The following is a 25793-nucleotide window of genomic DNA, read 5'->3' as shown; positions in this document are numbered from 1 at the left end:
CTCCATACGCACCTCCTCGTATCTTCGGTCCTGAGTACCGCACGGCGACCATCGGCATCCTGCTCTGCGTGACTCTCGTCGCCTTCGAGGGGATGTCCGTCGGCGTCGTGATGCCCGCGATCTCACGCGAGCTCGACGCCCTCGACCTGTACGGCATGAGCTTCTCCGCCTTCCTCATCGCGGGGCTGTTCGCCAACGTCGTGGCCGGGCTGTGGTCGGACCGCAAGGGCCACGCGCTGCCGTTCGTGGCCGGTGTCGCGCTCTTCGTCGTCGGCATGGCGCTGGCCGGCGCGGCGACCACCAAGGAGCTGTTCGTCCTGGCCAGGGTGGTGCAGGGGCTGGGTGGCGGCGCCGCCATCGTCGCCATCTACGTCATGATCGCCCGTGTCTACCCGCCGGAGGTCAGGCCCAGGGTCTTCGCGGGGCTCTCGGCCGCGTGGGTGGTGCCCGCGATGGTGGGCCCCGCGGTCGCGGGGCTGGTGGCAGACTCCGTCGGCTGGCGCTGGGTCTTCTACGGCATCTGCCCGCTGGTCGTGCCCGCGCTGGTCATGCTGCTGCCGGCGCTCAGGCAGAGCGTCCACGACGGCGCCGAGTCCGGCTCGGGCGCGGCGCTGCGGATCCTGTCGGCCGGGGCCACCGCGGCGGGCGCGGGAGTGCTGCTGTTCGGCGTCGACCAGATGCACAGGTCCGCCGTCATCGGCGCGCTGGCGACCCTGGGCGGCGCGGGCCTGCTGGCGTTCGGGCTGCCGAGGCTGCTGCCGCCGGGCGCGCTCAGGCTGGCCCGCGCACTGCCCACCACGATCATGCTGCGCGGCATGTACTCCGCGGCCTTCTTCGGCGTCAACTCCTTCATCCCGCTCGTCCTCACCCAGGTCCAGCACTTCGGCACCGCCCAGGCGGGCATCGCGCTCACCACGGGCGCTCTCGGCTGGTCGGCCGGCTCCTACCTGCAGAGCAAGCGCGCCTTCCCGCCGGAGAAGCTGCTGCGTACCGGCGCCGTGGCGGTCCTGCTCGGCGTGCTGGCCACGATGCTGACGGCGCTGCCCGCCTTCAGCGGCTGGATCGCTGTGCCCGCCTGGATCATGGCCGGCCTCGGCATGGGCATCTCCGTCACCACGGTCAGCGTGACCATGATGCGGCAGTCGCCGGAGGCCGAGCAGGGCAAGAACTCCGCGGCCCTGCAGGTCATGGACACCCTCGGCTCCGCGCTGGCCATCGGCGTCGGCGGCGCGCTGATCAACCTGATCGGCCACGCGCCCGCCGAGATCAGCACCGGCTTCGTGGTGATCGCGCTCCTCATGGGCGCCGTCGCGCTGACGGCCCTGACCGTCGCCCCCAGGATCAGGGCCTGAACTCATTTCCCCCTCGCGCCCCAGCGATCACGAATCCGCTGATGGCCGCGCGAAGGAGTGGTAAGACGGCGCCATGGACGACGATCGCCGGGTGTGGCCCCCCGGCTCCCGCGACCCGGAGCCGCCCTGGAACCCTCAGCTCAGGCGCACGGCGCGGCGATCGGACCCGGAGCCGCGGCCCGAGTCGCTGCCGCCGTCGGCCCGCCTGTACGGCGCCCCCGCCGCGCCGCGGAGGGCCGTCGGCCGGTGGCGTTCCAGGGTGGGGGCGGTGCTCGCGCTGGCGGTCGCGGGCGGGCTGGGGACCGGGCTCGTCGTGATGGCGCTGCGGCAGACCGTACCCGAACAGGCGCCGGCGGCGCGGCTGGTCGACGCGGCGGCCGGCGTCGCGATCCCGCTGCCCGAGGGGTGGCGGCAGGACCCCCTGCCGCCGGTGACGGGCTTCACGTCGGCCGCGCGCTCGGCGGGCGGGGCGCTGGTGATGGCGCGGCCCAGCGACCCGCCCGCCGCCGCCGGGTCGGCCCTGGCTCCCGCGGCGAAGGCGACCGCCGAGGCGGCCACGCTCTACGCGCGCCTGCTGCTGCACGGCGACACGGTGACCGTCGTCGATGACCGGCGCATCACCGTCGGCCCGTACGATGGGCACACGCGTTCGCTGCGCGCGGAGTACAAGGACGTGGTGAACCGACCGGCGTATCTTCGAGTGATGCTTCTCACGAAGCCGGGCAGCAGCGTGGTCGTCGTCGGCCTGCTACAACCCGACGAAACCGCCAGCAGGCACGCGCTCGACGCGGTGATGACGAGCGTGCGACAAACCCCCTAGCACGCAGAGGTGAGCTTGGCCAGGATCCCCTTAGCACGGCACGTCCTGTCGGTGCCCCCGATTACCCTTGGGTCACTGTGAGAGAGCGAAGCACACGAGTCCCAGAGGTGATGGCGTGAGTACGTTCGCGGCATCCCACCTGTCGCCCTCCTATCCCGACCGGGCCGCATGGGGCACGGCGACCAAGCTGCGCGCGTGGCAGCAGGAGGCCTTCGACCTCTATTTCAGACGCGAGCCACGGGACTTCATGACCGTGGCGACCCCGGGGGCGGGCAAGACGACCTACGCGCTGCGCATCGCCAGCGAACTGCTCGCGCAGAACGTGATCAGGGCGATCACCATCGTCACGCCGACCGAGCACCTGAAGCGTCAGTGGGCCGACGCCGCCGGGCGGGTCGGCATCGCGATCGACCCCGAGTTCAAGAACAGCCAGGGCACCACCTCCCGCGACTACACCGGTGTCGCGGTCACCTACGCCCAGGTCGCCATGCACCCCGCGCTCCACCGGGCCCGCACCGAGGCGCGCAAGACCCTCGTCATCTTCGACGAGGTCCACCACGCAGGTGACGCCAAGTCGTGGGGCGACGGCATCCGTGAGGCCTTCGAGCCCGCCACCCGGCGCCTGCACCTGACCGGCACGCCGTTCCGCTCCGACGACAGCCCGATCCCCTTCGTCGAGTACGCCGACGACGCCGAGGGCTTCAAACGCAGCGTCTCCGACTACTCCTACGGCTACGGCCCCGCCCTGGCCGACGGCGTCGTCCGCCCCGTCATCTTCCTGGCCTACTCGGGCGAGATGAAGTGGCGCACCCGCGCGGGCGACGAGATCGCCGCCACGCTCGGCACCCCGCTGACCAAGGACCAGCTCTCCCAGGCCTGGCGGGCCGCCCTCGACCCGAAGGGCGACTGGATCCGGCAGGTCATGCAGGCCGCCGACCGCCGCCTGACCGAGGTACGGCGCGGCGTGCCCGACGCGGGCGGCCTGGTCATCGCCACCGACCATGAGGCGGCCCGCGCCTACGCCCGCCACCTGCGCAACATCACCGGCGAGGGCGCCACGGTCGTGCTCTCCGACGACCCAGGCGCGTCCAAGAAGATCAAGCAGTTCGCCGCCTCCCAGGACCGCTGGCTGGTCGCCGTCCGCATGGTCTCCGAGGGCGTCGACATCCCGCGCCTGTGCGTCGGCGTCTACGCCACCTCGACCTCCACCCCGCTGTTCTTCGCCCAGGCGGTCGGACGCTTCGTCCGGGCCCGCAAGCGCGGCGAGACCGCCTCGGTCTTCCTGCCCTCGGTGCCGACCCTCATGGGGCTGGCCAACGAGATGGAGGTCGAGCGCGACCACGTCCTCAACAAGCGCCCGCCGGAGGACGGCCTCGACGACAGCCTGCTCGACGACGCCAACCGCAGGAAGGACAGCCCCGACGTCCTCGGCGACGAGCTGCCGTTCGAGACGATGGAGACCTCGGCGACCTTCGACCGGGTGCTGTTCGACGGCGGCGAGTTCGGCACGGGCGCCGCGGTCGGCTCGGCCGAGGAGGAGGACTTCCTCGGCCTGCCGGGGCTGCTGGAGCCCGACCAGGTCGCCTCGCTGCTGCGCAAGCGCCAGGCCGACCAGCAGGCCGCCAAGCGGCGCGCGGCCAAGCCCGCCGAGCCGGAGCTGTCGCCCCACGAGCGGCTGGCCGAGCTGCGCAAGGAGCTCAACGGCCTGGTGGGTGCCTGGAACCACCGCACCGGGCAGCCCCACGGGGTGATCCACTCCGAGCTGCGCCGCTCGTGCGGCGGTCCGCCGATCGCGCAGGCGACGGGCGAGCAGGTGCAGGAGCGCATCGACAAGATCCGCCAGTGGGCGACGCAACGATCCCGCTGACCCGCTGACGACGAAGCGGCCACCAGGGTGCACCTGGTGGCCGCTTCGTCGTCGTGGCGCTGACGGCGAGGAGTCCGTGGCGCGGCCGTACGGACGCGCTGCGCGGAGCCTGCCGGGAGGGCGTCAGGGATCCTGCCGATCGGCGATGTCGCGTCCGGTGCGCCCGTCGACCGGCTGGTAGCGGGTGCGCTGCGGCACCTCGATGGCCATCCGCAGCCATGCCGTGTCGCCCGCGACGTGGACGGGGACGGTGCGCGCCCCCTTGGGCCGGCTGTCCCAGGGACCTTCGTGCACCCAGACCCGCAACTGGCCTCCCTTCGGGCGCAGGACGACCTTGGCGGTCTGGCACTCGTCGGGCCGCGCCGACCAGAACAGCTCCAGGCGCTGGTGGTCCCTGGCCAGCCGTGCCGTCTGCGGGACGGGCGCCCGCGCCGGGCACTGCGCCGCGATCGGCCGCGGGGGAGCGGGGACGTCGTGCGCGACGACGTCGGAAACCTCGTGGCCGGGGCTCAGCACCACCGTCGCCCCCTCCAGCGCGGCCAGCGTGAGCAGGGCGCCGATCCTGGCCGTGACGCGGCCGCGGAAGACGATCCACAGGCACAGCGGCGACAGCACGAGCCAGGCGAGGCCGAGAGCGATGGACAGCATGGGACGTCCTCTACGCGTCGGGTGAGCTTGCTAGCTCTCCGTAGTAGCGCGGCAGCGGAGAGTTCTCATCGCCTTGACTATCACATCATCGGGCGGTTGCGCGCTGTCTACCCGGCGTGGCGTCAGCTGACCATCGGGGCGCCGCTCAGCACGGCGCCCGCGTCCTTCAGCTGTCCCAGCGCCGCCTGCGTGGTGTTCCTGGACACGCCCGCCGTCAGGCCCAGCAGCACCCGCACCGCCAGCCCGTGCTCGACCGCGTCGAGCGCCGTGGCGCGCACGCAGTGGTCGGTGGCGATGCCGACGACGTCGACCGCGTGCACGCCGCGCTCGGCCAGCCACGTGGCCAGCGGGACACCCGACTCGGAGGCGCCCTCGAAACCGCTGTAGGCCGCCGCGCCCGCGCCCTTGCTGAAGACCTCCTCCACCTTCGAGGTGTCGAAGCTGGGGTGGAAGTCGGCGCCACTCGTGCCCGCGACGCAGTGCGGGGGCCAGGTGGTGGCGTAGTTGGGCTCGTCCGCGAAGTGGACCCCGGGGTCGACGTGGTAGTCGCGCGTGGCCACCACGTGGTCGTAACGATGCGCTGCGACGTGCTCGCTGATCGCCTTGGCGACTGCGGCGCCACCCTGCACCGGAAGGCTGCCGCCCTCGCAGAAGTCGTTCTGCACGTCCACGATGATCAATGCGGTGCTCACACTATCGAGCCTACTCACGACGTGCCGCTTCTGCCCGGGCGGCGGGGGCCTGTCCGGATCAGGGGGCTCAGGCGAACTCGGTCGGGATCGCCGCGTACCCCCTGCCGAGGTGCAGTGCCTCCAGCGGCAGCCGCGCGACGGCCCCGCGGTGCCGGTCGCGCGCCGCGTCCAACGGCTCCCTGCCGACGATCTCGCCGTCGCGCACCAGCTGGTGCAACAGCGCGATGCCGTCTTCCGGTATCGAGCCGGAGGTGGTCACCAGCTCGGTCTCGTAGTGCCCGCGCTCGTCGAGCAGGCGGAAGGCGTGCTTGCGCCCGCCGCGCGACGGCTTGCCGACCGACCGCTTGGCGACGGGCTCCAGCGTCCCCTCGGCCGTCTCCCTGGACACCATCTTGTAGACGAGCGCGGCCGTGGGCACGCCCGAGCCCGTCACGAGCGAGGTGCCCACGCCGTAGCCGTCGACGGGCGCCGCGGCGAGCGCCGCGATGGCGTACTCGTCGAGGTCGGAGGTGACCAGGATGCGGGTCTTGAAGGCGCCGAGCGCGTCGAGCTGCTCGCGCACCTCCTGCGCGGCCGCCGCCAGGTCGCCGGAGTCGATGCGGACCGCGCCGAGGTCGGTGCCCGCCAGCTCCACCGCCGTCCGCACGGCCTCGGCGACGTCATAGGTGTCGACCAGCAGCGTCGTGCCCTTGCCGAGCGAGGCGATCTGGGCCGCGAAGGCGGCCCGCTCGCTGTCGTGCAGCAGGGTGAAGGCGTGCGCGGCCGTGCCCCTGGTCGGGATGCCGTATTCGCGCCCCGCCATCAGGTTCGACGTCGAGGAGAACCCGGCGATGTAGGCCGCGCGCGCGGCGGCGACCGCGGCCCGCTCGTGCGTACGGCGGGAGCCCATCTCGATGAGCGGCCTGGTGCCCGCCGCGTTGGCCATGCGGGAGGCCGCGGAGGCGATCGCGCAGTCGTGGTTCAGGACGGACAGGATGAGCGTCTCGAGCACGACGGCCTCGGCGAAGGTGCCCTCCACGACCATGATCGGCGAGCCCGGGAAGTAGAGGTCGCCCTCGCGGTAGCCGTACACGCTCCCGGAAAATCGGTAATCGGTGAGAAACTCCAGAGTCGGCTCGTCCACGATGCCGTGCTCCCGGAGAAAGGTGAGTTCATCCTCACCGAAACGGAAGTGCTCAAGCTCATCCAGCACCCGGCCGGTGCCGGCGACCACCCCATACCGCCGTCCTCCGGGCAAATGGCGGGCGAACACTTCGAAGACCGCCCGCCGGCCCGCCGCCCCGCTCCGCAGGGCCGCCTGCAACATCGTCAGCTCATAGTGATCTGTAAGCAACGCAGTGCTCATGGTCATACTCACGAGTTCGAGACTACGGCCCAGATAGGGCAGACTCGGGGATGTGGGTAGCACCGCTCCAATCGCCGTCGAGCGTCCTTCAACGGACGTCCGGCCCGATCTGCCATGGGTCACGATCGTCTGGAACGACCCGGTCAACCTGATGTCCTATGTGACCTACGTGTTCCAGACCGTGTTCGGCTACTCCAAGACGAAGGCCGAGAAGCTCATGATGGACGTCCACCACAAGGGCAAGGCCGTCGTGTCGAGTGGCACGCGTGAAGAGATGGAACGCGATGTGCAGATTCTTCACTCCTACGGCCTGTGGGCGACACTCCAGTCGGACTCGCTCTCGTGAGGTGGTGCGGGTGAGTTCGGGTTTCAGATCCCGCCACGGTGGCGGCGTCATCGCGCAGTTCGAGGCCGCCGAGGTCTCGATCCTGCGCTCGATGGTGACGCAGGTGCTCGGCCTGGTCACGCCCGGTGAGACCGGCGACGACCCGCTGGAGCGCGCGCTGGGCATCGGCGCGGCCGAGAAGTCCACCGATCCGGTGCTGGCCCGGCTGTTCCCCTCGGCGTACGCCGACGACGCCGCGGCGGGGGAGTTCCGCCGCTACACCGAGGCGACGTTGCGGGAGGGCAAGCGGGCCGACGCGCAGACCATGCTCGACACCGCCCGCCCCGGGCGCACGGAGCTCACGGCCGAGCAGGCGCAGGCGTGGCTGCGCTCCCTCAACGACCTACGGCTGGCGCTGGGCACGCGGCTGGAGGTGACGGAGGAGGTGCACGAGGAGATCGCCGCGATGTCGGAGGACGATCCCCGGTACCCGGCATTCGTGACCTACGACTGGCTGACCTACCTCCAGGACACCCTCGTCCGCGCGCTCTGGTGACTCCCGTCCGCCTTCCCGCCTTCCTGCTGACCCCGTCTCCCTTGTTTCCCGTCAGGCGGGACCGCGCGCCGGAGCGCCCCTCCGGGGTCGAGCGGCTCGTGACGGCCCGGGTAATCTCTGCAGCATGCTGACGATCTCGCAGGATCTTGTCGACAAGATCATTGCGCACGCCCGTGCCGATCACCCCGACGAGGCGTGCGGGGTGATCGCCGGTCGTGACGGCGTTCCTGAGCGGTTCGTCCCGATGGAGAACGCCGAGCGCTCACCCACCTTCTACCGCTTCGACTCGATCGAGCAGCTGAAGGTGTGGCGGGAGATGGACGACCGCGACGAGGAGCCCGTCGTGATCTACCACTCCCACACCTCCACCGAGGCCTATCCCTCGCGCACCGACGTGTCCTACGCCTCCGAGCCGAACGCGCACTACGTCCTCGTCTCGACCAGGGAGGAACTCGGCGACCAGCCCGAGCTCCGCTCCTACCGCATCGTCGACGGGGTGATCACCGAGGAAGAGGTGACCATCACGTGAGACGGCGAACCGTGGCGATCCGCGCCGTGGGTACACTGCTGTCCATGACGGTCCGGCCTGTGCAGAGCTTCCTCTTCGCGCACACTCCGTCCGTCGTCGTCTACGACTGTCGCTGACCGGCGGTTTCACGGAATCCCAGATCCCGCACCGGTGTTTGCCCGGTGGACGACGACTTGAACGAGGAGACTGACCCGCGATGGCCATCGAGGTTCGCATCCCGACCATCCTGCGCAACTACACCGACGGCGCCAAGGCCGTCGACGCCGAGGGCGCCACACTCGACGAGCTGATCAGCAACCTGGAGGCCCGGCACCCGGGCATCAAGGAGCGCCTGGTCGACCAGGGCGCGCTGCGCCGTTTCGTGAACGTGTACCTGAACGACGAGGACGTCCGCTTCCTCGGCGGGCTCGAGACGCCCGTCTCGGACGGCGACACCGTGACCGTGCTCCCGGCCGTCGCGGGCGGCTCGCGCTAACCCTCCGCGCCACCCCGGTCGCCTCTCGCTCGCGCCGAACGGTCTCGTCCGGCCTGGTCCGGGCCGAACCGGCTCCGTCCCTCCCGATCCGGGCCGGAGGGCTCCGCCCGGCCGACCCGGTGGAACGACCGGTAGGCACACCTGAGGGAACGGCGCACCCTGCTGAGGCCCGTTCCCTCCGGGGGAGCGCTCGGGCGGCGGCCGGGACAGGCCGTCAGGCCGTGCCGCCCGCTCCCGAGCCGGCACACCGATCAGTCTCCCGAGCCGGCCCGGCCGCCGAGCCGTCCGACCCCGTCAGATCGGTGCCGCCGGCCACCGAGCCTTCCGGCCACGTCAGATCGGTGCGGGCCGGCCGTCCGATCCTGGTTGGTCGGTGCGGTCCGTGCGGTCCCGGACGACGGCCGGGTCGCCGCCCGGCGGGCGGACGCCGGAAGCCTCGTGGCACGATTCGTCATGTCACATCCAGATCCCTGTGAACGCCGAAGCGGAAGCCGTACACCATGCGCTTTGACTCCCTGATCGACTCCGTCGGTCGCACGCCGCTCGTGGGCCTGCCCAGGCTCTCGCCTTCCGACGACGTCCGGATCTGGGCCAAGCTGGAGGATCGCAACCCCACGGGCTCGATCAAGGACCGTCCGGCCCTGTGGATGATCGAGCAGGCGGAGAAGGACGGCCTGCTCACCCCCGGCTGCACGATCCTGGAGCCCACCAGCGGCAACACCGGCATCTCGCTGGCCATGTCGGCCAAGCTGAAGGGCTACAGGCTGATCTGCGTCATGCCCGAGAACACCTCCGAGGAGCGCCGCCAGCTCCTCCGGATGTGGGGAGCGGAGATCATCTCCTCACCCGCGGCGGGCGGCTCCAACGAGGCGGTCAGGAGAGCCAAGCAGCTCGCTGCCGAGAACCCCTCGTGGATCATGCTCTACCAGTACGGCAACCCGGCCAACTGGCGCTCCCACTACGAGTCGACGGGCCCCGAGATCCTCGAGGACCTGCCCACCGTGACGCACTTCGTCGCGGGACTCGGCACCACGGGCACGCTCATGGGCGTCGGCCGCTACCTGCGCGAGCACGTGCCCGGCATCCAGATCGTGGCCGCCGAGCCGCGCTACGGCGAGCTCGTGTACGGCCTGCGCAACGTCGACGAGGGCTTCATCCCCGAGCTGTACGACGAGTCGGTGCTCACCACGCGGTTCTCCGTCGGCTCCGGTGACGCGCTGCGCCGTACCAGGGAACTGCTGGCCTCGGAGGGCATCTTCGCCGGGGTCTCGACCGGCGCGGCCCTGCACGCGGCGCTGGGGATGGCGGCCAAGGCGGTCAAGGCGGGGACGCGGGCCGACATCGTGTTCGTGGTGGCCGACGGCGGGTGGAAGTACCTGTCGACCGGTGCCTACGAGGGAACCCTCGACGAGGCGGAGAGCAGGCTCGAAGGCCAGCTCTGGGCCTGATCCCGGCCAGGGGGCTCGGCCCTGGCCGCGGTGCCCTCACGGCACCGGGTCACTCCGCCAAGCCCCGCTGGGCTCGGCGGTGGCGAGGGGGCAGGACAGCTTCGTACTGGTCGCAGACCCTGGGTGTCTAGCGCAGCTCGGACTCCAGCAGTCCCATCATGAGGAAGTCGTGACGCCTGCCCCTGCTGCGGAAGGCCTGCCTGCGCCTGCCCTCCTCGACGAAGCCCACCTTCTTGTACACGTGGACGGCGGCGGCGTTGTCGGCGACGACCCAGAGCATGATGCGGTGCAGGCCGATCTCCTCGAAGGCGTACCGGCAGATCACCCGCAGCGCGTCGGTGGCGTGGCCGCCGCCCCAGTGGTCGCGGTCGCCGATCGCGATGCTCTGCAGGGTGGCCTCGCCGTGCACGAAGTCGGTGTCGCCGAGCGCCAGGTACCCGATCAGCTTCTCCTCGGCGAGCGTCTCGATGCCCAGCAACATCTCCTCGAAGGTGTTGCGCGGCCGGTTCTCGCCCTTCTCCTCGCTCTGCGCGAGCGAGATGGGCGGCGAGCCGTCCATCCAGCGGCCGACCTCCGGGTCGTGGTACCAGCGCCACATGAGTTCGCTGTCGGCAGGCTCCAGGGCTCGCAGGCGTACGCGCTCTCCGGTCAGCATGGGGATGTGTCTCCCTCCCTAGGGGTTCGGCGGCCACACACCTATCGAGCCGGTCGGCCGGCGCGCAACGCATTTTCCGAGACATCGGTCATGCGAGGACGCGCGCCCGCCGGGCGGAGACGTCGCGACCACGGCACCCGGCGCCGCTCGGCGCCGGTGCGTCACCGCAGGTCGGGGGACGGCGGTCAGAGCGTGCCGGTACGGTCTCCGGCCGGAGTCGCCTCTCCTTCGCAGATGTAGCATCGGCAGGAGTGGAGGCGATGTCGTGATCGCACTGGTGACCGGCGGGAATCGCGGGATCGGGCTGGAGGTCGGCAGGCAGCTCGCCGACCTGGGGCACACCGTCCTGCTCACCGCCCGTTCCCTGGAGGCGGCCACCGCCGCGGCGAGCCGGTTGGGGCCCGCGGCGCATCCGCTGCGGCTCGACGTCACCTCGCAGGAGGACACCGAGCGGGTGGCGGCTGAGATCGCCGACCGGTTCGGCCGCCTGGACGCGCTCATCAACAACGCCGCCATCACCTACGACACGTGGCAGCGAGCCGTCGACGCCGACCTGGACGTCGTCAGGGAGGCGGCCGAGACCAACCTGTACGGCCCGTGGCGGCTGGTCCAGGTCCTGCTGCCGCTGCTGCGCAGGAGCAGGCATCCCCGGATCGTGAACGTCTCCAGCGAGGCGGGGTCGCTGGCCGGCATGGGCGGCGGCACCCCCGCCTACACCGCCTCGAAGGTCGCGCTCAACGGCCTCACCAGGATGCTTGCCGGTGAGTTGCGGCCCGAGGGGATCCTGGTCAACGCGATCTGCCCGGGGTGGGTGGCCACCGACATGGGCGGGCCCGGTGGTCGTCCGGTCGTGGCGGGCGCGGCGGGCATCGTCTGGGCGGCCACGCTGCCCGACGACGGCCCGACGGGAGGCTTCTTCAGGGACGGCCGGCCGCTGCCCTGGTGACCGGGCGCCACGTGGGGCCGCCGCGGACGGATGGAACGAGAAGGGCCGCGCCCCGGGAGCCCCCGGGGCGCGGCCCTTTCGATCGTCGGCTCAGTTGAACAGGACGCGGAGCGAGAAGTCGGCCTCGCCGCCGCTCTGCTTGCCGCTGAAGCCCACCGCGCTGAGGACCTTGGCGTTGGCCTGGTCGTCGCCGGAGAGGCTGTTCAGGTACAGCGGCTCGATCTTGTCCACGTCGACGAACAGGGCGAAGGTCGCGCTGGAGGCGTCGGGGATCGCGTTCTTGAAGTTCTCGCTGTCGCCCAGCGCGCCGTCCTCCGACAGCAGCTTCGCGTACTCGGGCGTGGTCGCGAGGGTGAACGTGCCGTCGCCGGGGACCTTGGCGATCTGCGGCGCGGGCTGGCCCTGGTCGGTGAAGGCCTTCTCGATCTTCCCGATGACCTCCTGCGCCTTGGCCGGGTCAGTGACGATCTTGACGCCTGCCTTGGGCATGCCGCCCTGGTCGAGGTTGGCCAGGCCGTCGCCGTCGAGCGCGACGGTCAGGTTCTTGCCGAGCAGCGTCGCCAGGTCGGCGGGCAGCGCCAGGCCGTACTTCTGCTGGGCCATGTCCACGAACTGCTGGAAGCCGGCGCCCTCCTCGGTCGCGGCCAGGCTCGTCTGCAGCTCGCCCCACTGCTTGGTGATCGCCTCGTCCAAGCCGGAGATGGACAGCGCGCCCACGGTGGAGGCGGGCAGCGTGGACAGGTCGGCGGCCTGCGGGTCGCCGATCGCCATCGCCTCGGCGCCGCGGACGATGCCGGCGAACTCGGCGTAGGCGGAGTCGAAGCGCAGGGCCGCGGCGAACCGGGCGTTCTTCATCTTCTCCAGCATCTGCTTCGACTGCTCGGGCAGCCCGGCCATGTCCGCCTGGGCGAACTCGACCATCTTCCCGAAGCTCATCCACGTCGACAGCACGCCGGGCTCGCCGAGCGCGTCGAGGTCGGAGCTGAAGTCGTCGCTCTCGGCGAGCGTGGGAGCCGCGGCGTACTTGTCGGCCGCCGCCTGGTCCTCGCTGAGGATCGCGTAGTCCTCGCGGAAGGCGATGCCGTACTTCTCGTCACCCATCAGCTTGGCGATGCCGGCCTTGGCCGCTTCCGCGTCCTTGACCTGGACGGCGAAGGCGATGCCGGGATCCTCGTCCTTGGCGGGCGGCGGGAGGACGGCGAGGCCGAGCCTGCTGCCGAGCCACGGGTCCACGTCCTTGGCGAAGTCGACGTCCTTCAGGTCGTCGCTGTCGGACTTGATCGCCTCGAACAGCGCCTTCCGCGGGTCGTCACCGGTGAACGTGTCCTTGGTGACGGTGAACTTCCTGGCCAGGTTGAACAGCGCGATCTTCTGGTTGGCGGCCGGGTCGAGGTCGATGCGGACATAGGCCATCGCGCCGCCGGGAAGCACCTCGTGCGGCTGCGTGCCGCCACCGCCGAGGAAGGAGGCGGCGGCCCAGACGCCGCCACCGCCGACGAGCACGACCAGAAGGGCCGCGATGCCCGCGATCAGCCAGCCCCTGCCACCCTTCTTGCCCGGCTGCGGCTGCGGCGGACCCCACCCTTCAGGGCCCTGCTGCTGCCATCCCGCCGACTCCTGCGGGGCCTGCTCGCCGTAGGAGAACTGCTGCGTCTGCTGGTACGGCTGCTGCTGCTGGCCATAACCCGGCTGCTGCTGGCCGTAGCCCTGCTGTCCATAGCCCTGCTGTCCAGGACCCTGCTGGCCGTAGCCGGGCTGCCCGTAGCCCTGCTGTCCCTGGCCGTACTGCGGTTGCTGGGGCTGCTGGGGCTGCTGCTGGTACGGCTGCTGCTGCTGCTGGTAGGGCTGCTGGGGCGGGTAGGGCTGCTGCGGGTACGGCTGGCCGCCCTGCGGTTGTCCTTCGTTCCATCGGTAGGCCGTGGTCCGGTCCGGATCCTGGCCGCCAGGGGGAGTATTCGCCGACATCACTCAACTCACAATGTGGACTTATTGACCACAGAGAAGTTAGTGCATGTGACTAGAGAGCTGGTTGCAAAGTACTGAAACCGGAAGATTTGCCGCGAAGCCTAGACCCTGCTCAGTTCCTTGCGCAGCGCCGTGAGGTGTACTTCGCCGGTGTCGCTGGAGTCGACGGCGTCCCAGGGCACGAACGTGCAACCCGCGTAGACGACGCGGGCCAGCAGCTCCGACAGCCAGCCGAGACTGCCCTCCCGGTCCCTGGTCAGCCCGAGCATGACGGGAGCGCGATGCGCGGAGACCACGAGCCCCATCACGGTATGGCTGTGCATGGACTCGTCCCTGTTCCTGACCACGCGGACGTCGACCACGTAGCCGACCCACACGCCCCGGGCGTCCCAGACGGACTGGCCCATGAGTGCTGTCAAACCCACCATGATCCAACTCTTCCATCGAGAGGGCGTTTTCGCAGGTAGGCGCGCTGTGATCGGAATGTCGTAGAGTATGGAGCCACTAGAACTTAGTTCGGGAGAAGGTATGACCAAGTTCGACGAGGCGACGCAGGCGATCAGGATCGACGAGGGCGTCTACGACGTGTGCCTCGATCCCGGCTACTCCATCGGCGGCCCGCTCAACGGCGGATACCTGATGGCGGTGCTCCTGCGGGCCGCGGTGGACGCCTCGCCGCACGCGCACCCGGTCAGTACGGCCGTGCAGTTCCTGCGCGCGCCGCGTCCCGGGCCCGCCAAGGTGGTGGTGGAGCCGCTGAAAGCAGGAGGGACGGCGGCGTTCGCGCGGGTGAGGTTGGTCCAGGACGACGTCGCGCAGCTGGAATCACTGGTGACGACGGCCACCTTGACCGACGCCGAGCCGATATACGCGGATAAGTCGGTAATTGGGATGCCGGACATCGCGGAATGTGGCAAGCTGCCCGATCCGAAGCCCGAGTCGGGGATGACGTTGAACGCGCAGCTGGAGATGCGCTTCGACCCGCCCACGATCGGATGGCTGCACGGCCGGCCCACAGGGCGTCCCGAGGCGCGCGCCTACTTCAGGATGGCCGAGCCGCAGGACCCCGACCCCTTCGTGCTCGCGCTGGCCGTGGACGCGCTGCCGCCCGTGGTGTTCTCGGCCGGGCAGCGAGGCTGGGCGCCGACCGTCGACCTCACCTGGCACCTGCGCGCGCTGCCCGCTCCCGGCTGGCTCACCCTGCTGGGCAGCGGACGGCTCGTCGCCGACGGGTGGTTCGACGAGGAGGTCGAGGTGTGGGACTCGGCCGGACGGCTGGTGGCGCAGTCACGCCAGCTGGCCCGGGTGGGCCGCGGCTGACGCGACCCGCCGGGCGCCCTTGTGAGGATTCTTACGCTGTGGTGATCCCGCAGGTCGCCTACCCTCTGAAACGTGCCGGACGCGAGCATTGGAATCTTCGACAGCGGGGTAGGCGGCCTGACCGTCGCCAGGGCGATCATCGATCAGCTGCCCCACGAGTCCATCACCTACGTGGCCGACACGGCCCGCCAGCCGTACGGGCCGAAAAAGATCGCCGAACTACGCGGCTACGCGCTGGAGGTGATGGACCACCTCGTCGAGAACGACGTCAAGATGCTCGTCATCGCCTGCAACAGCGCCAGCGCCGCCGTGCTGCGCGACGCGCGTGAGCGCTACGACGTTCCCGTGGTCGAGGTGATCCAGCCGGCCACCAGGCGTGCCGTCAAGGCCACCCGCAACGGCAAGGTCGGCGTGATCGCGACGACCGCGACGATCGGGTCGATGGCCTACCAGGACGCCTTCGCCGCCGCCCCCGACGTCACCCTCACCAGCGTGGCCGCCCCGCGCCTGGTCGAGTACGTGGAACGCGGCGAGACGATGAGCGACGAGCTCATCGAGGTCGTCCGCGGCTACCTGGCACCCGTCCAGGAGGCGGGGTGCGACACCCTCATCCTGGGCTGCACCCACTACCCGCTGCTGACCGGCGCGATCTCCTACGTCGCGGGCGACGACGTCACGCTCGTCTCCAGCGCGGAGGAGACGGCCAAGGACGTCTACCGGATCCTCCACGACCGCGGTCTCGCCAACGGTGCCACCTCCCCCCAGCACCGCTTCCGCGTGACCGGCGACTCCGCGCTCTTCGCCGAACTGGGCAGACGCTTCCTCGGGCCCGAGATCCAGGCGGTCGAGCTGGCCGCTGTCGGGGGTAGCACCACCTCGAACGGGAGGTCCGCATGAAGGTGACGATCGTCGGATGCTCGGGGAGCTTTCCCGGACCCGACAGCCCAGCGTCCTGCTACCTGGTCGAGGCCGAGGGCTTCCGCCTGCTGCTCGACTTCGGCAGCGGCTCCCTGGGCCCGCTCCAGCGCCACATCGGCCTCTACGACATCGACGCCATCTGCCTGTCGCACCTGCACGCCGACCACTGCCTGGACATCTGCGGCTACCACGTGGTCCGCACCTACGGGCCGGGCGCGCCGCACCCGCGCATCCCGGTCTACGCGCCGCGCGACGCGCCCCGAAGGCTCGCCGCCGCCTACGGCATGCCGGAGGAGCCGGGCCTGGAGACCGCCTTCGAGTTCAGGCCGCTGGCGCCGGGACGGTTCGCGATCGGCCCCTTCGAAGTCACGGCGGGCCTGGTCAACCACCCCGTCGAGGCCTACGGCTTCCGCGTCGCGCACGCGGGCAGGACGCTGGCCTACTCCGGCGACACCGGCGAGTGCGCCGAACTGGTGAAGCTGGCCGACGGCGCCGACCTGCTGCTGTGCGAGGCGTCCTTCGTCGAACGCCCCGGCCTCACGCCCGACCTGCACATGACGGGGCGCCAGGCGGCCGAGCACGCGGCCAAGGCGAAGGCGGGAAGGCTCGTCCTGACCCACCTGGTTCCATGGAACGACAGCGCCACCGTGCTCGAGGAGGCCGCGCACGGCGGCTTCGGCGGGCCGATCGAGCTGGCCCGCAGCGGCGCCGTCTACGACCTGACCTGAACGGTCAAGGGCGTTCTTACACGGGGATAGGGTGATCTGCATGTCTCGACAGGATGGACGTGCCCCTGACCAGCTTCGCCCGGTGAAGATCACCAGGGGGTGGCTCGCGCACGCCGAAGGTTCCGTGCTGGTGGAATTCGGCAACACGCGCGTGCTGTGCGCCGCCTCCGTCCAGGACAGCGTGCCGCGCTGGCGCAGGGGCAGCGGGCAGGGCTGGGTGACCGCCGAGTACGCGATGCTGCCGCGGGCCACCAACACCCGCAACGACCGCGAGTCGGTGAAGGGCAAGATCGGCGGGCGCACCCACGAGATCTCCCGGCTGATCGGCCGCTCGCTGCGCGCGTGCGTCGACTACAAGGCGCTCGGCGAGAACTCCGTCCTGCTCGACTGCGACGTCCTGCAGGCCGACGGCGGCACCCGCACCGCCGCGATCACCGGCGCCTACGTCGCGCTGGCCGACGCGGTGGCGTGGATGCGCGAGAGGAAGATGTGCCCCGGCGACCCGCTCGTCGACTCGGTGGCGGCGGTGTCGGTCGGCGTGGTGAAGTCCACGCCGATGCTCGACCTCTGCTACGTCGAGGACGTCGCCGCCGAGACCGACATGAACGTCGTGATGACAGGCTCCGGGGCGTTCGTCGAGGTCCAGGGCACCGCGGAGGGCGCGCCGTTCGACCGGCGGGCGCTCGACCAGCTGCTCGACCTCGCCGCCACGGGCTGTGAAGAACTGACGCTGCACCAGCAGGAGGCACTGGGCCGATGAGAATCGTGCTGGCGACCCGCAACACCGGCAAGATCGTCGAGCTGCGCCGGATCCTCGACGGGTTCGAGGTCGTGGGCCTCGAGGAGTTCCCCGAGATCGGCGAGGTGGCCGAGACGGGCCTGACGTTCGCCGAGAACGCCCTGCTCAAGGCGCACGCCGTCGCCCAGGGCTCCGGCCTGCCCGCCGTCGCCGACGACTCGGGGCTGTGCGTCGACGCCCTCAACGGCATGCCCGGCGTGTTCTCGGCACGCTGGTCGGGCAAGCACGGCGACGACGACGCCAACCTCGACCTGCTGCTCGCCCAGGTGTCCGACGTGCCCGACGCGCGGCGCACCGGCCGTTTCGTGTGCGCGGCCGCGCTGGCGCTGCCGTCCGGCGAGGAACGAGTCGTCGAGGGCGAGCTGACGGGACGGCTGCTGAGGGAACGGCGGGGGAGCAACGGCTTCGGCTACGACCCGATCTTCGTGCCGGACGGGGAGTCGCGCACGACCGCGCAGATGGACCCGGCCGAGAAGGACGCGATCAGCCACCGCGGCCGCGCCTTCCGCGCCCTCGCCCCGATCGTCGCCGCCGTACTCTCCTGACCCCGCCCGCGCCGGCCATCCTTCCCGTACGGCGCGCCGTGCGCCGCGCTTTTGCGGCGCTCCGAGTCCGCACTTCGCGGTGAGCCGTGGCCGCGCCGGGGGTCCTTCCTGTACGGCGCGCCGGGTGCTGCCCCTTGCGGCGAGCGTGCGCCGCGCGGCCATCCTTCCCGTACGGCAAGCCGGGTCAAGGCCACCGCGGTCACCGCTGACCGCCCGTCCGTCACGCCACTCCAGCGGCGACACGCACCCGCCGTGACGTCGCCTGGTTTCGTCACCGGTACGTAAGATCTCCCGCTCCGGGGCGGGCGTAGCGTTTTCCCGTGGAGAGCGTGGAGAGTGGCAAGGCCGTGCCCGCGTGGGCGGCAGCGGTCGTCGGGCTGGTCGCCGGAGCGGTGGCGCTGGGCGTCGGGTACCTGGTCGCGGCGCTGGTGGGGCCGGGTTCGTTCCCCGTCGTCGCGGTGGGCGACGCGTTGGTGGACCTGGCGCCCGCGCCCGCCAAGGAGTGGGCGATCGCGACGTTCGGGGAGAGCGACAAGACGGTCCTCGTGGCCGGGGTGGTGGTCGTGCTCGCGCTCGTCGCCGCCGCGCTCGGGGTGCTGTCACGGCGGGGTGTGGGCCTCGGTCAGGCGGGTTTCGCGGTGTTCGGGGTGGTGGGGCTGCTGGCGGTGCTCACCAGGCCGGGCGCGGGCGCCGCCGACGGGCTCGCGACGGTGGTGGGGGCGCTGGCGGGGTCGTGGGCGTTGACGCTGCTGTTCCGGCACGCCGTGCAGCCCCTTCCGGCCGGACCGGCACCCTCCACCTTCACTCGGCCACCGGCCTCTTCTCCACCGGCCTCTTCTCCACCGGCCTCTTCTCCACCGGCCTCTTCTCCACCGGCCTCTTCTCCACCGGCCTCTTCTCCACCGGCCTCCCCTTCGGCAGCCGAGTATCCCGCGGCACCAGCGTCTTCTCCGATCCCGGAATCTCCTCCGGCACCCGGATCTTCAGCGATCCCGAAATCTTCTTCGGCGCCAGGGTCGTCTGCCACACCGACGTCTTCTCCGATCCCGGAGTCTGCTCCGGCACCGAGGTCTTCCTCGGCTCCTGGTTCGTCTCCTGGATTGGGGTCTTCCCTGGCCCCCGGATCTGCCTCGACACCCGCCTCTTCTCTTGCGCCGGCGTCTTCTTCGATCCCCAGCTCTTCTGCGGCCAGTCGGGCAGGAGAGCCGCCGCTACCCGCCCTTGACCGGCGGCGGTTCGTGCTCGGCGTGGCTGGTGGGATCGCCGTCGCGGGGGCGGCCGCGATGGCGGGGCAGGTGCTGTCCGGCCGCCGGGTGGGTGACACGGCCAGGGTCGGAGTGGCGCTGCCGAGGCCCGCCACGCCCGCCGGGCCGCTGCCCCGCGGGGCCGACTTCCGGATCGGCGGGCTGTCGCCGTTCGTCACGCCGAACAGGGACTTCTACCGTGTCGACACCGCCATCATCGTCCCCCAGGTGAACCCGAACACCTGGACGCTGCGCATCCACGGCATGGTGGACCGGCCGATCGAGCTCACGTTCGACGACCTGCTCAGGCGACCGCTGACCGAGGCCGACATCACGCTGACCTGCGTGTCCAACGAGGTCGGCGGGCAGTACGTGGGCAACGCCCGGTGGCTGGGAGTGCGGATGGCGGACGTCCTGCGCGCGGCGGGCATCCAGCGCGACGCCGACATGCTGCTGTCCACGTCGGCGGACGGGTTCACCTGTGGCACGCCGGTGGACGTCGTGCTGGACGGCAGGGACGCGCTGTTCGCCGTCGCGATGAACGGGGAGGTGCTGCCCGTCGACCACGGCTTCCCGGTCAGGCAGGTGGTGCCGGGGCTCTACGGGTACGTGTCGGCCACCAAGTGGGTGGTCGACATCAAGGTGACACGGTTCGACGTCGACGAGGCGTACTGGACGCCGCGCGGGTGGGCGGCCAAGGCGCCGATCAAGACCCAGTCGCGGATCGACGTGCCCAAGTCCGGCGCGAGGCTGAGGCGCGGCCGTACGACGATCGCGGGGGTGGCGTGGGCGCAGCACACCGGCGTCGCGGCCGTGGAGGTGCGGATCGACGGAGGCGCCTGGCAGCGGGCCAGGCTGGCTGAGGTGCCGGGGCCGGACACCTGGCGGCAGTGGGCCCTGGACTGGGACGCGACGGCGGGCGGCCACACGATCGAGGTGCGGGCGACAGACGCCGCGGGCCGTGCCCAGACCGGACGGCAGGCGCCGGTGGCGCCCGACGGGGCGACCGGCTGGCACACCATCTCGGTCCGGGTCGACTGACCGACCCTGTTGTCCGATGGGTCGGCTGACCGGCTTTGGTCGTTCCTGTGAGGGGTCGGCTGACCGGGTCACGCTAGGGGTTGGCTGGCCGGTTCTGGTCGTTCCTGTGAGGGGGGTTGGCTGACCGGGTCATGTGAGGGGTCGGCTGGCCGGTTCTGGTCGTTCCTGTGAGGGGGGTTGGCTGGCCGGTTCCGGTCGCCGCATGATCGATGTTGCCCGGCCGGGAGCGGCCAGGCCGCCCGCAACCCCCGGACACCGTATGGCTTCCGAGACACGGCAAGATCGACTACCGGGTCGCCGCCATGGGAGCTCGTGCTAATCCGGCTCCAAGGCATAGCGGAGGTAGAAGTCCGGCTTGGCCAAGAAGCGTCGCCAGTGGTCCACCACGTCGAGTTTCTCCCAGGTGGCGGTGACGATGCCGTGGTCACCGAGTTCGGTGATCTGCGCTCCGGGCAGGCTCGCGAGGATCGGTGAATGAGTGGCGCAGATGATCTGGCCGCCGTCTTGGGCTACTCGGTGCATGAGCCCGACCAGTCGCACGCATGAGTGGAACGACAGAGCGGCCTCGGGTTCGTCCATCAGGTACAGCCCCGGTCCCGACACCATGCGTTCGAGCACGGTGAAGAACCCCTCGCCGTGGGATTGCTCGGTCAGGTCCTCTTCCCAGAACCCGTATCTGCCGGAGACGTTGCGCCCGAGGTTGAAGAGGGTTTCCGCCCTGAAGAAGAACGCCCGCCGCTTGAGCCGGGGGCCGTGCAGCAGACGCCATCCCAGAGTGGTCAGCTCGGCATCGAGAACCTCACCCAAGGGAGTGGCCGGGCCCGTGCTGGCGTACTTCGTGCCGGCCTTGCCGCCTTCGGAGTTGATGCCGCACGCATCAGCGATGGCTTCGACGATCGTGGACTTACCCGAGCCGTTCTCCCCGACCAGGAAGGTGACGGGCGCCGTAAGCGTCAGACCATGCTCGGCCAGGTAGCGGACCGGAGCCAGTGTCGCGGGCCAGCCCGAAGGCAGGCGGCGGGCTGTCAGCCGGGTCAGCAACACTCCAGCGCCCTCCTGTGCCTTGATCAGTCGAGCGGCGTGGGCACGCACCGGGCCGACGAGCCTCGGACAGTCGCCGCATCGGGCCGACCGATCGAGGATATGCGCGGCGGCCGACAACCGCGCCGGATCATCGCGGGATTGCGGAGTGCTCGCCGTCCACGTGTTCAGTCGGTCTCCAGCCAAATCGGCGGAACCTCGTGACGGTGAGCGATCCTCCCCCTACGATCAGTCGTCGATGACGGAAGGAGGCGGCGAGATGTTTCGCGAGAGCCTTCCCGAGGGCCGCTACGACCCGCTGATCGCCGACGGGGTCCGGTGGCGCGACTACGAGCGGGCGGCCGCCGACGTGCCGGAGCCCGTCGCGCAGGATCCCGACTGGTTCGACCTGCCGCACCGCCCGCCGCGGCTGGCCGAGTGCCGGCCGTACGGCGTGCCGGGCGGGCTGGCCCGCGCCGACCCGCAGGCCGAGTCCGACCTGGCGCACGCGCTGCCGCCGGGCACCAGGTTCGCCGACCCGCGCGGCACGTGGGTGCGGCTGGTCAACGGCATGGGCGCCGCGGAGGACCCGTTCAGGGCGGGTAACGCGGCCGACTGCGCGCTCGCGGTGGTGTCCAGCTGGCACGGCGAGCCGGTGGTCGCGGCGCCGAGGCAGCCCGAGTACGACACGGTGGGCCGCCCCCTGCTCATGGGCGAGTCGGGCGGCACGGCCAGGATCGAACGCTGGATGGGGCAGCGGCTGGAGTTCGTGGGCGAGGGCAGACCGGCCTACCCGGTGATCGCCGGGCGGCTGGCGGAGGCGGGTCACGGCGCATCGGCGGTCATCGTGGTGCGCTGGCCCGGCGGCGGCTCCCACGCGTGGAACGCCGTCAACGCCGACGGCGAGGTGATCTGGATCGACGCGCAGCGCGGGCACATGGCGGTCGAGCCGCCCTACGAGACGGTGACCGGCGTGTTCTGCGCGATCGTCGACCGGCGGGGTGAGCAGGGGTGAACCTGGACCAGGCGCGCGCGGTGGCGGAGGAGTACTTCAACGGCGGCCGGTCCGAGCCGCTGGAGCTGGGCCTCTACGCCTTCGGCGAGGGCTATGTGGTGTGGGTCAAGGCGTCCGAGCCCGACGACCCGTCGGTGCTGCCCGAGACGGTCGGCGGCGGGTGCATCGTGATCGACAGGCGCACCGGCGAGGTGGCGATCAGGCCGTTGCTCGATCCCGAGACGGTCGCCGAGCAGTGGCCGGGCCGCCACCCGCGCTGACCCCCGGCGCCGGCGGCCGGCGGCCACCGCCGGCCGTACCCGCCGGTGGGCCGGGGCCGCCGCCGGCGGGGTGTCAGCCGCTGGCCAGCGACGACACGATCGACGCGCGGGCCGCCTTGCGCGCCGGCAGCACGGCCGCGAGCACGCCCGCCAGCCCCGACAGCGCCACGAACAGCGCGATCTGCCCGAACGGCACCGACAGTGTCGCGCCCTCCAGCATGGTCCTGACGGCCGCCCAGCCGAAGGCGATGCCGAGCGTCACCCCGACCAGCGCCCCGATCAGGCCGAGCACCAGTGCCTCGACCGACAGCATCCGGCGCAGCTGCGGTCTGGTCAGGCCGAGCGCCCGCAGCAGCGCCGACTCGCGGGTGCGTTCGTGGACCGACAGCGACAGCGTGTTGGCGATGCCGAGCAGCGAGATGAGGATCGCCAGCCCGAGCAGTCCCGTGACGATCATCAGCGTCATGTCGAGCGCGTCGTCGTACTCCCCGCGCACGTCGGTCGAGCTGATCACCTGCACGGTGGGATAGTCGGCGGTGGCCGCCTCGACCAGGTCGCGCGTCCGGTCGGGATCGACGCCGTCCTTGATCTTGAGGTAGAGCTTGGAGTCGGCGCTCTTGCCGAAGTACTGGTCGTAGGAGTCCGCGGCGAGGGTGACGGCGGGCAGCAGGCTCTCGTCGTCGATCAACTGGCCGACCTTGAGCGTCACCGTGCCCTCGCGTTCGGTGGTGAGCTGGAGGGGAGAGCCCTTCCTGAGCCCCCACTCCTTGGCGAGACTCCCGGAGAGGGCGACCTCGCCGGGGCCGAGCGGCTGCAGCTTGGCGGGGCCCGCGAACGTGCCGACCACGCTGTCGTTCTTGCCCACCTTCGCGGTCGTGTCGCGGATCTGCAGGACGGAGTCGAACTCGGGCCTGGCCCGCAGCGTCTCGGCGACCGAGCGGGGGATCGCCGCCTCGCGCTCCTGGGTGGAGACCAGGTAGTCGGCGGGGAACTGCGAGTCTAGCTTGGCCGCCATCGTCACCCTGGTCGAGGCGGTCATCACCGAGATGACCGTCATCAGCGTCACGCCGATGGTCAGCGCGATCGTGGTGGTGGCCGCCCGCTTGGGGTTGCGGCCCGAGTTGTCGACGGCCAGCCGTCCCGGCACGCCGAAGAGCACCTTGGGTATCTGGCCGACCAGCCTGCTCAGCGGTCTGACCAGCACGGGACCCAGGACGAGGACCCCCAGGAAGATCAGCGAGCAGCCGCCCATCGCGACGAACAGCGAGACCTGCTGTCCAGGCGCCATGAACACCGCGGCGCCGGTCGCGCCCGCCCCCGCCAGCAGGAGGAGCGCCGCGACGACCACGCGGACCACGCCCGCGCGGAAGGTCTGCTCCTCGCTCTGGCTGCGCAGCGCCGCGATCGGCGCGACGCCGGTGGCCGAGCGGGCCGGCAGCAGGGCCGCGCCCACGGTCACCACGAGGCCCACCGCGAGCCCGATGCCGATCGTCATGGGGGCCAGCGACGGGCCGAGCCCGGTGGGCAGCGGCGCGTCCAAACTGCGCAGCACGGCCATCGCGCCCGCGCCCAGGCCGTAGCCGACGGCCAGGCCGAGCACGGAGGAGACCAGGCCGACCGCCACCGACTCCAGCAGCACCGAGCCGAACACCTGGCCGCGCGTCGCGCCGATGCAGCGCAGCAGCGCCATCTCCCGCGTCCGCTGCGCGACCAGGATGTTGAAGGTGTTGTAGATGACCAGAGCGGCCACCATCATCGCGATCAGTCCGAAGATCAGCAGGCCGAGCTTGATGAACTCGATCTGCACGCCGTTGCGCTTCGCCATCGCCGCGGCCAGCTCGTAGCCGGTCGCGACCTCGTAGTCCTGGCCGACGGCCGCCGTGACGGCCTTCTTGAGCGCGGCGGGGTCGTCACCGGTCAGGTCGATCTCGCGAAAGCCCTTCTCGCCCGTCATGCGCTGGGCGGTCTCGGTGGTGAAGCCGATCGCGCCGGTGTAGCCGAGCTCCTGGTCCAGGCCGACGTCGAACAGGCCGACGAGCTTGAAGGACTGCTTGGCGCCCTTGCGGTCGAGCGCCGTGACCGTGTCGCCGACCTTGAACCCCTGCTTGCGCGCGGTGTTCTCGTCGACGACCGCCTGGTCGGCACCAGCGGGGGCGGTGCCGTCCGTGATCGTGGTCCGGTCGGTGACCGAGATCGCGGTGGTCGGCAGATCCCCGATCGTCTTGCCGTTCCTGCCCAGCAGCGGGGCGTTGCCGCGCACCTGGCCCTGGGCGTCGGTCACGCCGTCCAGGTCGCGCAGCCGGTCGAGGAGCGGCCCGGGGAGCGACTTCTCCGGCTTCGGCAGGACGGCGACCGCCACCTTCTCGGCGTCCGACGTCACCTTCTGCGCGAACCCGGCCTCGATGGTGTCGGTGAGAACGAACGTGCCCGCGATGAAGCCCACGCCCAGGGTGATCGCCAGCGAGGTGAGCAGCAGGCGCAGCCTGTGCGCCCGCAGGCTTGCGAGGGTCGTCTTGATCACTTGGCTTCCAGCCTCATCAGCGTGTCGAGAACCGACTGGGGCGTGGGCTCGGCCAGTTCGCTGACCAGCCGGCCGTCGCGCAGGAAGACGACACGGTCGGCGTAGGAGGCGGCGACGGGGTCGTGGGTGACCATCACGATGGTCTGGTTGAGCTCGCGGACACTGGTGCGCAGGAACGACAGCACCTCGGCGCCGCTGCGCGAGTCGAGGTTGCCCGTCGGCTCGTCGGCGAAGATCACCTGCGGTTTGCTGATCAGTGCCCTCGCGACGGCGACGCGCTGCTGCTGGCCGCCGGACAGCTCGGTCGGCCGGTGGCCGAGCCTGTCCTTCAGGCCGACGGTCTCGATGACCCGGTCGAACAGCACGGTGTCGGCCTGGCGTCCGGCGATCTCCAGCGGCAGCCGGATGTTCTCCTCGGCGGTCAGGGTCGGCAGCAGGTTGAACGCCTGGAAGATGAAGCCGATCCGGTCCCTGCGCAGCAGGGTGAGCTGCTTGTCGCCGAGCCCGGTCAGCTCGACGTCACCGATGTGGACGTGGCCGGCGGTGACCGTGTCGAGCCCGGCCAGGCAGTGCATCAACGTTGACTTGCCCGAGCCCGACGGGCCCATGATCGCGGTGAAGGCGCCGGTGGCGAAGGAGACGTCCACGCCGCGCAGCGCGTGGACCCGCGTGTCGCCCTCCCCGTAGGTCTTGGTCAGTCCGGTGGCCACCACGGCGGGCCGAAGAGATATCTGTGTCGCTGTCACGCACAAGACGCTA

At 71.0% G+C, this 25793-nt stretch carries 28 protein-coding genes; 17 read left to right on the top strand and 11 right to left on the bottom strand.

The genetic code is table 11. From position 1 onward, the window contains the following. Positions 1 to 68: 68 nt before the first annotated feature. The 3 genes from ACWEVS_RS20050 to ACWEVS_RS20040 all read left to right on the top strand — a co-directional run bounded on the left by ACWEVS_RS20050 (position 69) and on the right by ACWEVS_RS20040 (position 4039). Complete coding sequence (locus ACWEVS_RS20050; RefSeq protein ID WP_452552730.1) at positions 69 to 1352, top strand: MFS transporter; 1284 nt, start codon at positions 69 to 71, stop codon at positions 1350 to 1352. 73 nt (positions 1353 to 1425) lie between these two features. After that, positions 1426 to 2172: a hypothetical protein gene (locus tag ACWEVS_RS20045; RefSeq protein ID WP_452416943.1), complete on the top strand. Its 747-nt coding sequence runs from the start codon at positions 1426 to 1428 to the stop codon at positions 2170 to 2172. A gap of 115 nt (positions 2173 to 2287) precedes the next feature. Further along, complete coding sequence (locus ACWEVS_RS20040) at positions 2288 to 4039, top strand: DEAD/DEAH box helicase (protein WP_354917369.1); 1752 nt, start codon at positions 2288 to 2290, stop codon at positions 4037 to 4039. Between the two features lie 123 nt (positions 4040 to 4162). On the opposite strand, the gene ACWEVS_RS20035 is transcribed toward ACWEVS_RS20040, so the two are convergent. From ACWEVS_RS20035 to ACWEVS_RS20025, 3 genes are all read right to left on the bottom strand, one after another. Continuing rightward, positions 4163 to 4687 carry a hypothetical protein gene (locus ACWEVS_RS20035; RefSeq protein WP_449926538.1) on the bottom strand — a complete coding sequence of 175 codons (525 nt, stop codon included), beginning with the start codon at positions 4685 to 4687 and terminating at the stop codon, positions 4163 to 4165. Between the two features lie 122 nt (positions 4688 to 4809). Continuing rightward, entirely contained in the window at positions 4810 to 5379 is a 570-nt protein-coding gene (locus ACWEVS_RS20030) for a nicotinamidase (protein WP_354917376.1), read from the bottom strand. A gap of 67 nt (positions 5380 to 5446) precedes the next feature. Continuing rightward, positions 5447 to 6736 carry a nicotinate phosphoribosyltransferase gene (locus tag ACWEVS_RS20025; protein ID WP_452552729.1) on the bottom strand — a complete coding sequence of 430 codons (1290 nt, stop codon included), beginning with the start codon at positions 6734 to 6736 and terminating at the stop codon, positions 5447 to 5449. Positions 6737 to 6776: 40 nt separating this feature from the next. Here ACWEVS_RS20025 and clpS point away from each other — a divergent pair, with 40 nt between their 5' ends. The 5 genes from clpS (at position 6777) to ACWEVS_RS20000 (ending at position 10057) form a co-directional block, all read left to right on the top strand. Beyond that, entirely contained in the window at positions 6777 to 7070 is a 294-nt protein-coding gene (clpS, locus tag ACWEVS_RS20020) for an ATP-dependent Clp protease adapter ClpS (RefSeq protein ID WP_354917382.1), read from the top strand. A 10-nt stretch (positions 7071 to 7080) separates the two neighbouring features. Continuing rightward, on the top strand, positions 7081 to 7605 hold the full coding sequence (locus ACWEVS_RS20015; protein ID WP_452552727.1) for a DUF2017 domain-containing protein: 525 nt from the start codon (positions 7081 to 7083) through the stop codon (positions 7603 to 7605). Positions 7606 to 7729: 124 nt separating this feature from the next. Beyond that, on the top strand, positions 7730 to 8134 hold the full coding sequence (locus tag ACWEVS_RS20010) for a M67 family metallopeptidase (protein WP_354917387.1): 405 nt from the start codon (positions 7730 to 7732) through the stop codon (positions 8132 to 8134). Between the two features lie 196 nt (positions 8135 to 8330). Continuing rightward, positions 8331 to 8609 carry a MoaD/ThiS family protein gene (locus ACWEVS_RS20005; protein ID WP_449926527.1) on the top strand — a complete coding sequence of 93 codons (279 nt, stop codon included), beginning with the start codon at positions 8331 to 8333 and terminating at the stop codon, positions 8607 to 8609. A gap of 500 nt (positions 8610 to 9109) precedes the next feature. After that, positions 9110 to 10057 carry a PLP-dependent cysteine synthase family protein gene (locus tag ACWEVS_RS20000; RefSeq protein WP_452416947.1) on the top strand — a complete coding sequence of 316 codons (948 nt, stop codon included), beginning with the start codon at positions 9110 to 9112 and terminating at the stop codon, positions 10055 to 10057. Between the two features lie 127 nt (positions 10058 to 10184). Here the strand turns inward: ACWEVS_RS20000 and ACWEVS_RS19995 are convergent, their stop codons facing one another. Continuing rightward, positions 10185 to 10712, bottom strand: a complete 528-nt coding sequence (locus ACWEVS_RS19995; protein ID WP_452552725.1) for a GNAT family N-acetyltransferase — start codon at positions 10710 to 10712, stop codon at positions 10185 to 10187. A 265-nt stretch (positions 10713 to 10977) separates the two neighbouring features. On the opposite strand from ACWEVS_RS19995, the gene ACWEVS_RS19990 reads away from it, so the two are divergent. Then, positions 10978 to 11658 carry an SDR family oxidoreductase gene (locus ACWEVS_RS19990; RefSeq protein ID WP_452552723.1) on the top strand — a complete coding sequence of 227 codons (681 nt, stop codon included), beginning with the start codon at positions 10978 to 10980 and terminating at the stop codon, positions 11656 to 11658. 90 nt (positions 11659 to 11748) lie between these two features. Here ACWEVS_RS19990 and ACWEVS_RS19985 read toward each other — a convergent pair whose 3' ends face one another. Both ACWEVS_RS19985 and ACWEVS_RS19980 read right to left on the bottom strand, forming a co-directional pair. Then, a complete protein-coding gene (locus ACWEVS_RS19985; protein ID WP_452552840.1) occupies positions 11749 to 13623 on the bottom strand; it encodes a DUF3352 domain-containing protein in 1875 nt (624 codons plus the stop codon). Positions 13624 to 13724: 101 nt separating this feature from the next. Then, positions 13725 to 14042, bottom strand: coding sequence for a hypothetical protein (locus ACWEVS_RS19980; RefSeq protein ID WP_449926515.1), 318 nt, complete (start codon positions 14040 to 14042; stop codon positions 13725 to 13727). A gap of 109 nt (positions 14043 to 14151) precedes the next feature. On the opposite strand from ACWEVS_RS19980, the gene ACWEVS_RS19975 reads away from it, so the two are divergent. From ACWEVS_RS19975 to rdgB, 5 genes are all read left to right on the top strand, one after another. Beyond that, complete coding sequence (locus ACWEVS_RS19975; RefSeq protein WP_452552721.1) at positions 14152 to 14943, top strand: thioesterase family protein; 792 nt, start codon at positions 14152 to 14154, stop codon at positions 14941 to 14943. A gap of 72 nt (positions 14944 to 15015) precedes the next feature. Beyond that, a complete protein-coding gene (gene murI, locus ACWEVS_RS19970; RefSeq protein ID WP_354917408.1) occupies positions 15016 to 15840 on the top strand; it encodes a glutamate racemase in 825 nt (274 codons plus the stop codon). Further along, on the top strand, positions 15837 to 16589 hold the full coding sequence (locus tag ACWEVS_RS19965; RefSeq protein ID WP_452552719.1) for an MBL fold metallo-hydrolase: 753 nt from the start codon (positions 15837 to 15839) through the stop codon (positions 16587 to 16589). The genes murI and ACWEVS_RS19965 overlap by 4 nt, the downstream gene beginning before the upstream one ends. Positions 16590 to 16629: 40 nt before the next feature. After that, positions 16630 to 17349 carry a ribonuclease PH gene (rph, locus tag ACWEVS_RS19960; RefSeq protein ID WP_354917413.1) on the top strand — a complete coding sequence of 240 codons (720 nt, stop codon included), beginning with the start codon at positions 16630 to 16632 and terminating at the stop codon, positions 17347 to 17349. Next, a complete protein-coding gene (gene rdgB / locus ACWEVS_RS19955; RefSeq protein ID WP_354917416.1) occupies positions 17346 to 17933 on the top strand; it encodes an RdgB/HAM1 family non-canonical purine NTP pyrophosphatase in 588 nt (195 codons plus the stop codon). Before rph ends, rdgB begins: the two co-directional genes overlap by 4 nt. Positions 17934 to 18555: 622 nt before the next feature. Here rdgB and ACWEVS_RS19950 read toward each other — a convergent pair. Beyond that, positions 18556 to 18738, bottom strand: a complete 183-nt coding sequence (locus ACWEVS_RS19950; protein ID WP_452552716.1) for a hypothetical protein — start codon at positions 18736 to 18738, stop codon at positions 18556 to 18558. Beyond that, on the bottom strand, positions 18735 to 19070 hold the full coding sequence (locus ACWEVS_RS19945; RefSeq protein ID WP_452552715.1) for a hypothetical protein: 336 nt from the start codon (positions 19068 to 19070) through the stop codon (positions 18735 to 18737). Before ACWEVS_RS19945 ends, ACWEVS_RS19950 begins: the two co-directional genes overlap by 4 nt. Before the next feature lie 110 nt (positions 19071 to 19180). On the opposite strand from ACWEVS_RS19945, the gene ACWEVS_RS19940 reads away from it, so the two are divergent. Then, positions 19181 to 20218 carry a molybdopterin-dependent oxidoreductase gene (locus ACWEVS_RS19940; protein WP_452552713.1) on the top strand — a complete coding sequence of 346 codons (1038 nt, stop codon included), beginning with the start codon at positions 19181 to 19183 and terminating at the stop codon, positions 20216 to 20218. A 315-nt stretch (positions 20219 to 20533) separates the two neighbouring features. Here ACWEVS_RS19940 and ACWEVS_RS19935 read toward each other — a convergent pair whose 3' ends face one another. After that, complete coding sequence (locus tag ACWEVS_RS19935) at positions 20534 to 21262, bottom strand: AAA family ATPase (protein WP_452552711.1); 729 nt, start codon at positions 21260 to 21262, stop codon at positions 20534 to 20536. 256 nt (positions 21263 to 21518) lie between these two features. Between ACWEVS_RS19935 and ACWEVS_RS19930 the strand changes: the two genes are divergently transcribed. Beyond that, the gene (locus ACWEVS_RS19930) at positions 21519 to 22253 is read left to right on the top strand and encodes a toxin glutamine deamidase domain-containing protein (protein WP_452552709.1); all 735 of its coding nucleotides are present in this window, start codon (positions 21519 to 21521) and stop codon (positions 22251 to 22253) included. After that, positions 22250 to 22513 carry a hypothetical protein gene (locus ACWEVS_RS19925; protein ID WP_354917428.1) on the top strand — a complete coding sequence of 88 codons (264 nt, stop codon included), beginning with the start codon at positions 22250 to 22252 and terminating at the stop codon, positions 22511 to 22513. Before ACWEVS_RS19930 ends, ACWEVS_RS19925 begins: the two co-directional genes overlap by 4 nt. Before the next feature lie 73 nt (positions 22514 to 22586). Here ACWEVS_RS19925 and ACWEVS_RS19920 read toward each other — a convergent pair whose 3' ends face one another. Together ACWEVS_RS19920 and ACWEVS_RS19915 are read right to left on the bottom strand one after the other, a co-directional pair. Then, on the bottom strand, positions 22587 to 25034 hold the full coding sequence (locus ACWEVS_RS19920) for an ABC transporter permease (protein WP_452552707.1): 2448 nt from the start codon (positions 25032 to 25034) through the stop codon (positions 22587 to 22589). After that, on the bottom strand, positions 25031 to 25780 hold the full coding sequence (locus ACWEVS_RS19915; protein WP_452552705.1) for an ABC transporter ATP-binding protein: 750 nt from the start codon (positions 25778 to 25780) through the stop codon (positions 25031 to 25033). The genes ACWEVS_RS19920 and ACWEVS_RS19915 overlap by 4 nt, the downstream gene beginning before the upstream one ends. Positions 25781 to 25793 lie beyond the last annotated feature (13 nt).

This window comes from Nonomuraea sp. NPDC003754 (assembly GCF_053605785.1).
Note: the sequence above shows the minus strand (reverse complement) of the source record. Positions and strands in the feature narration are given on the sequence as shown.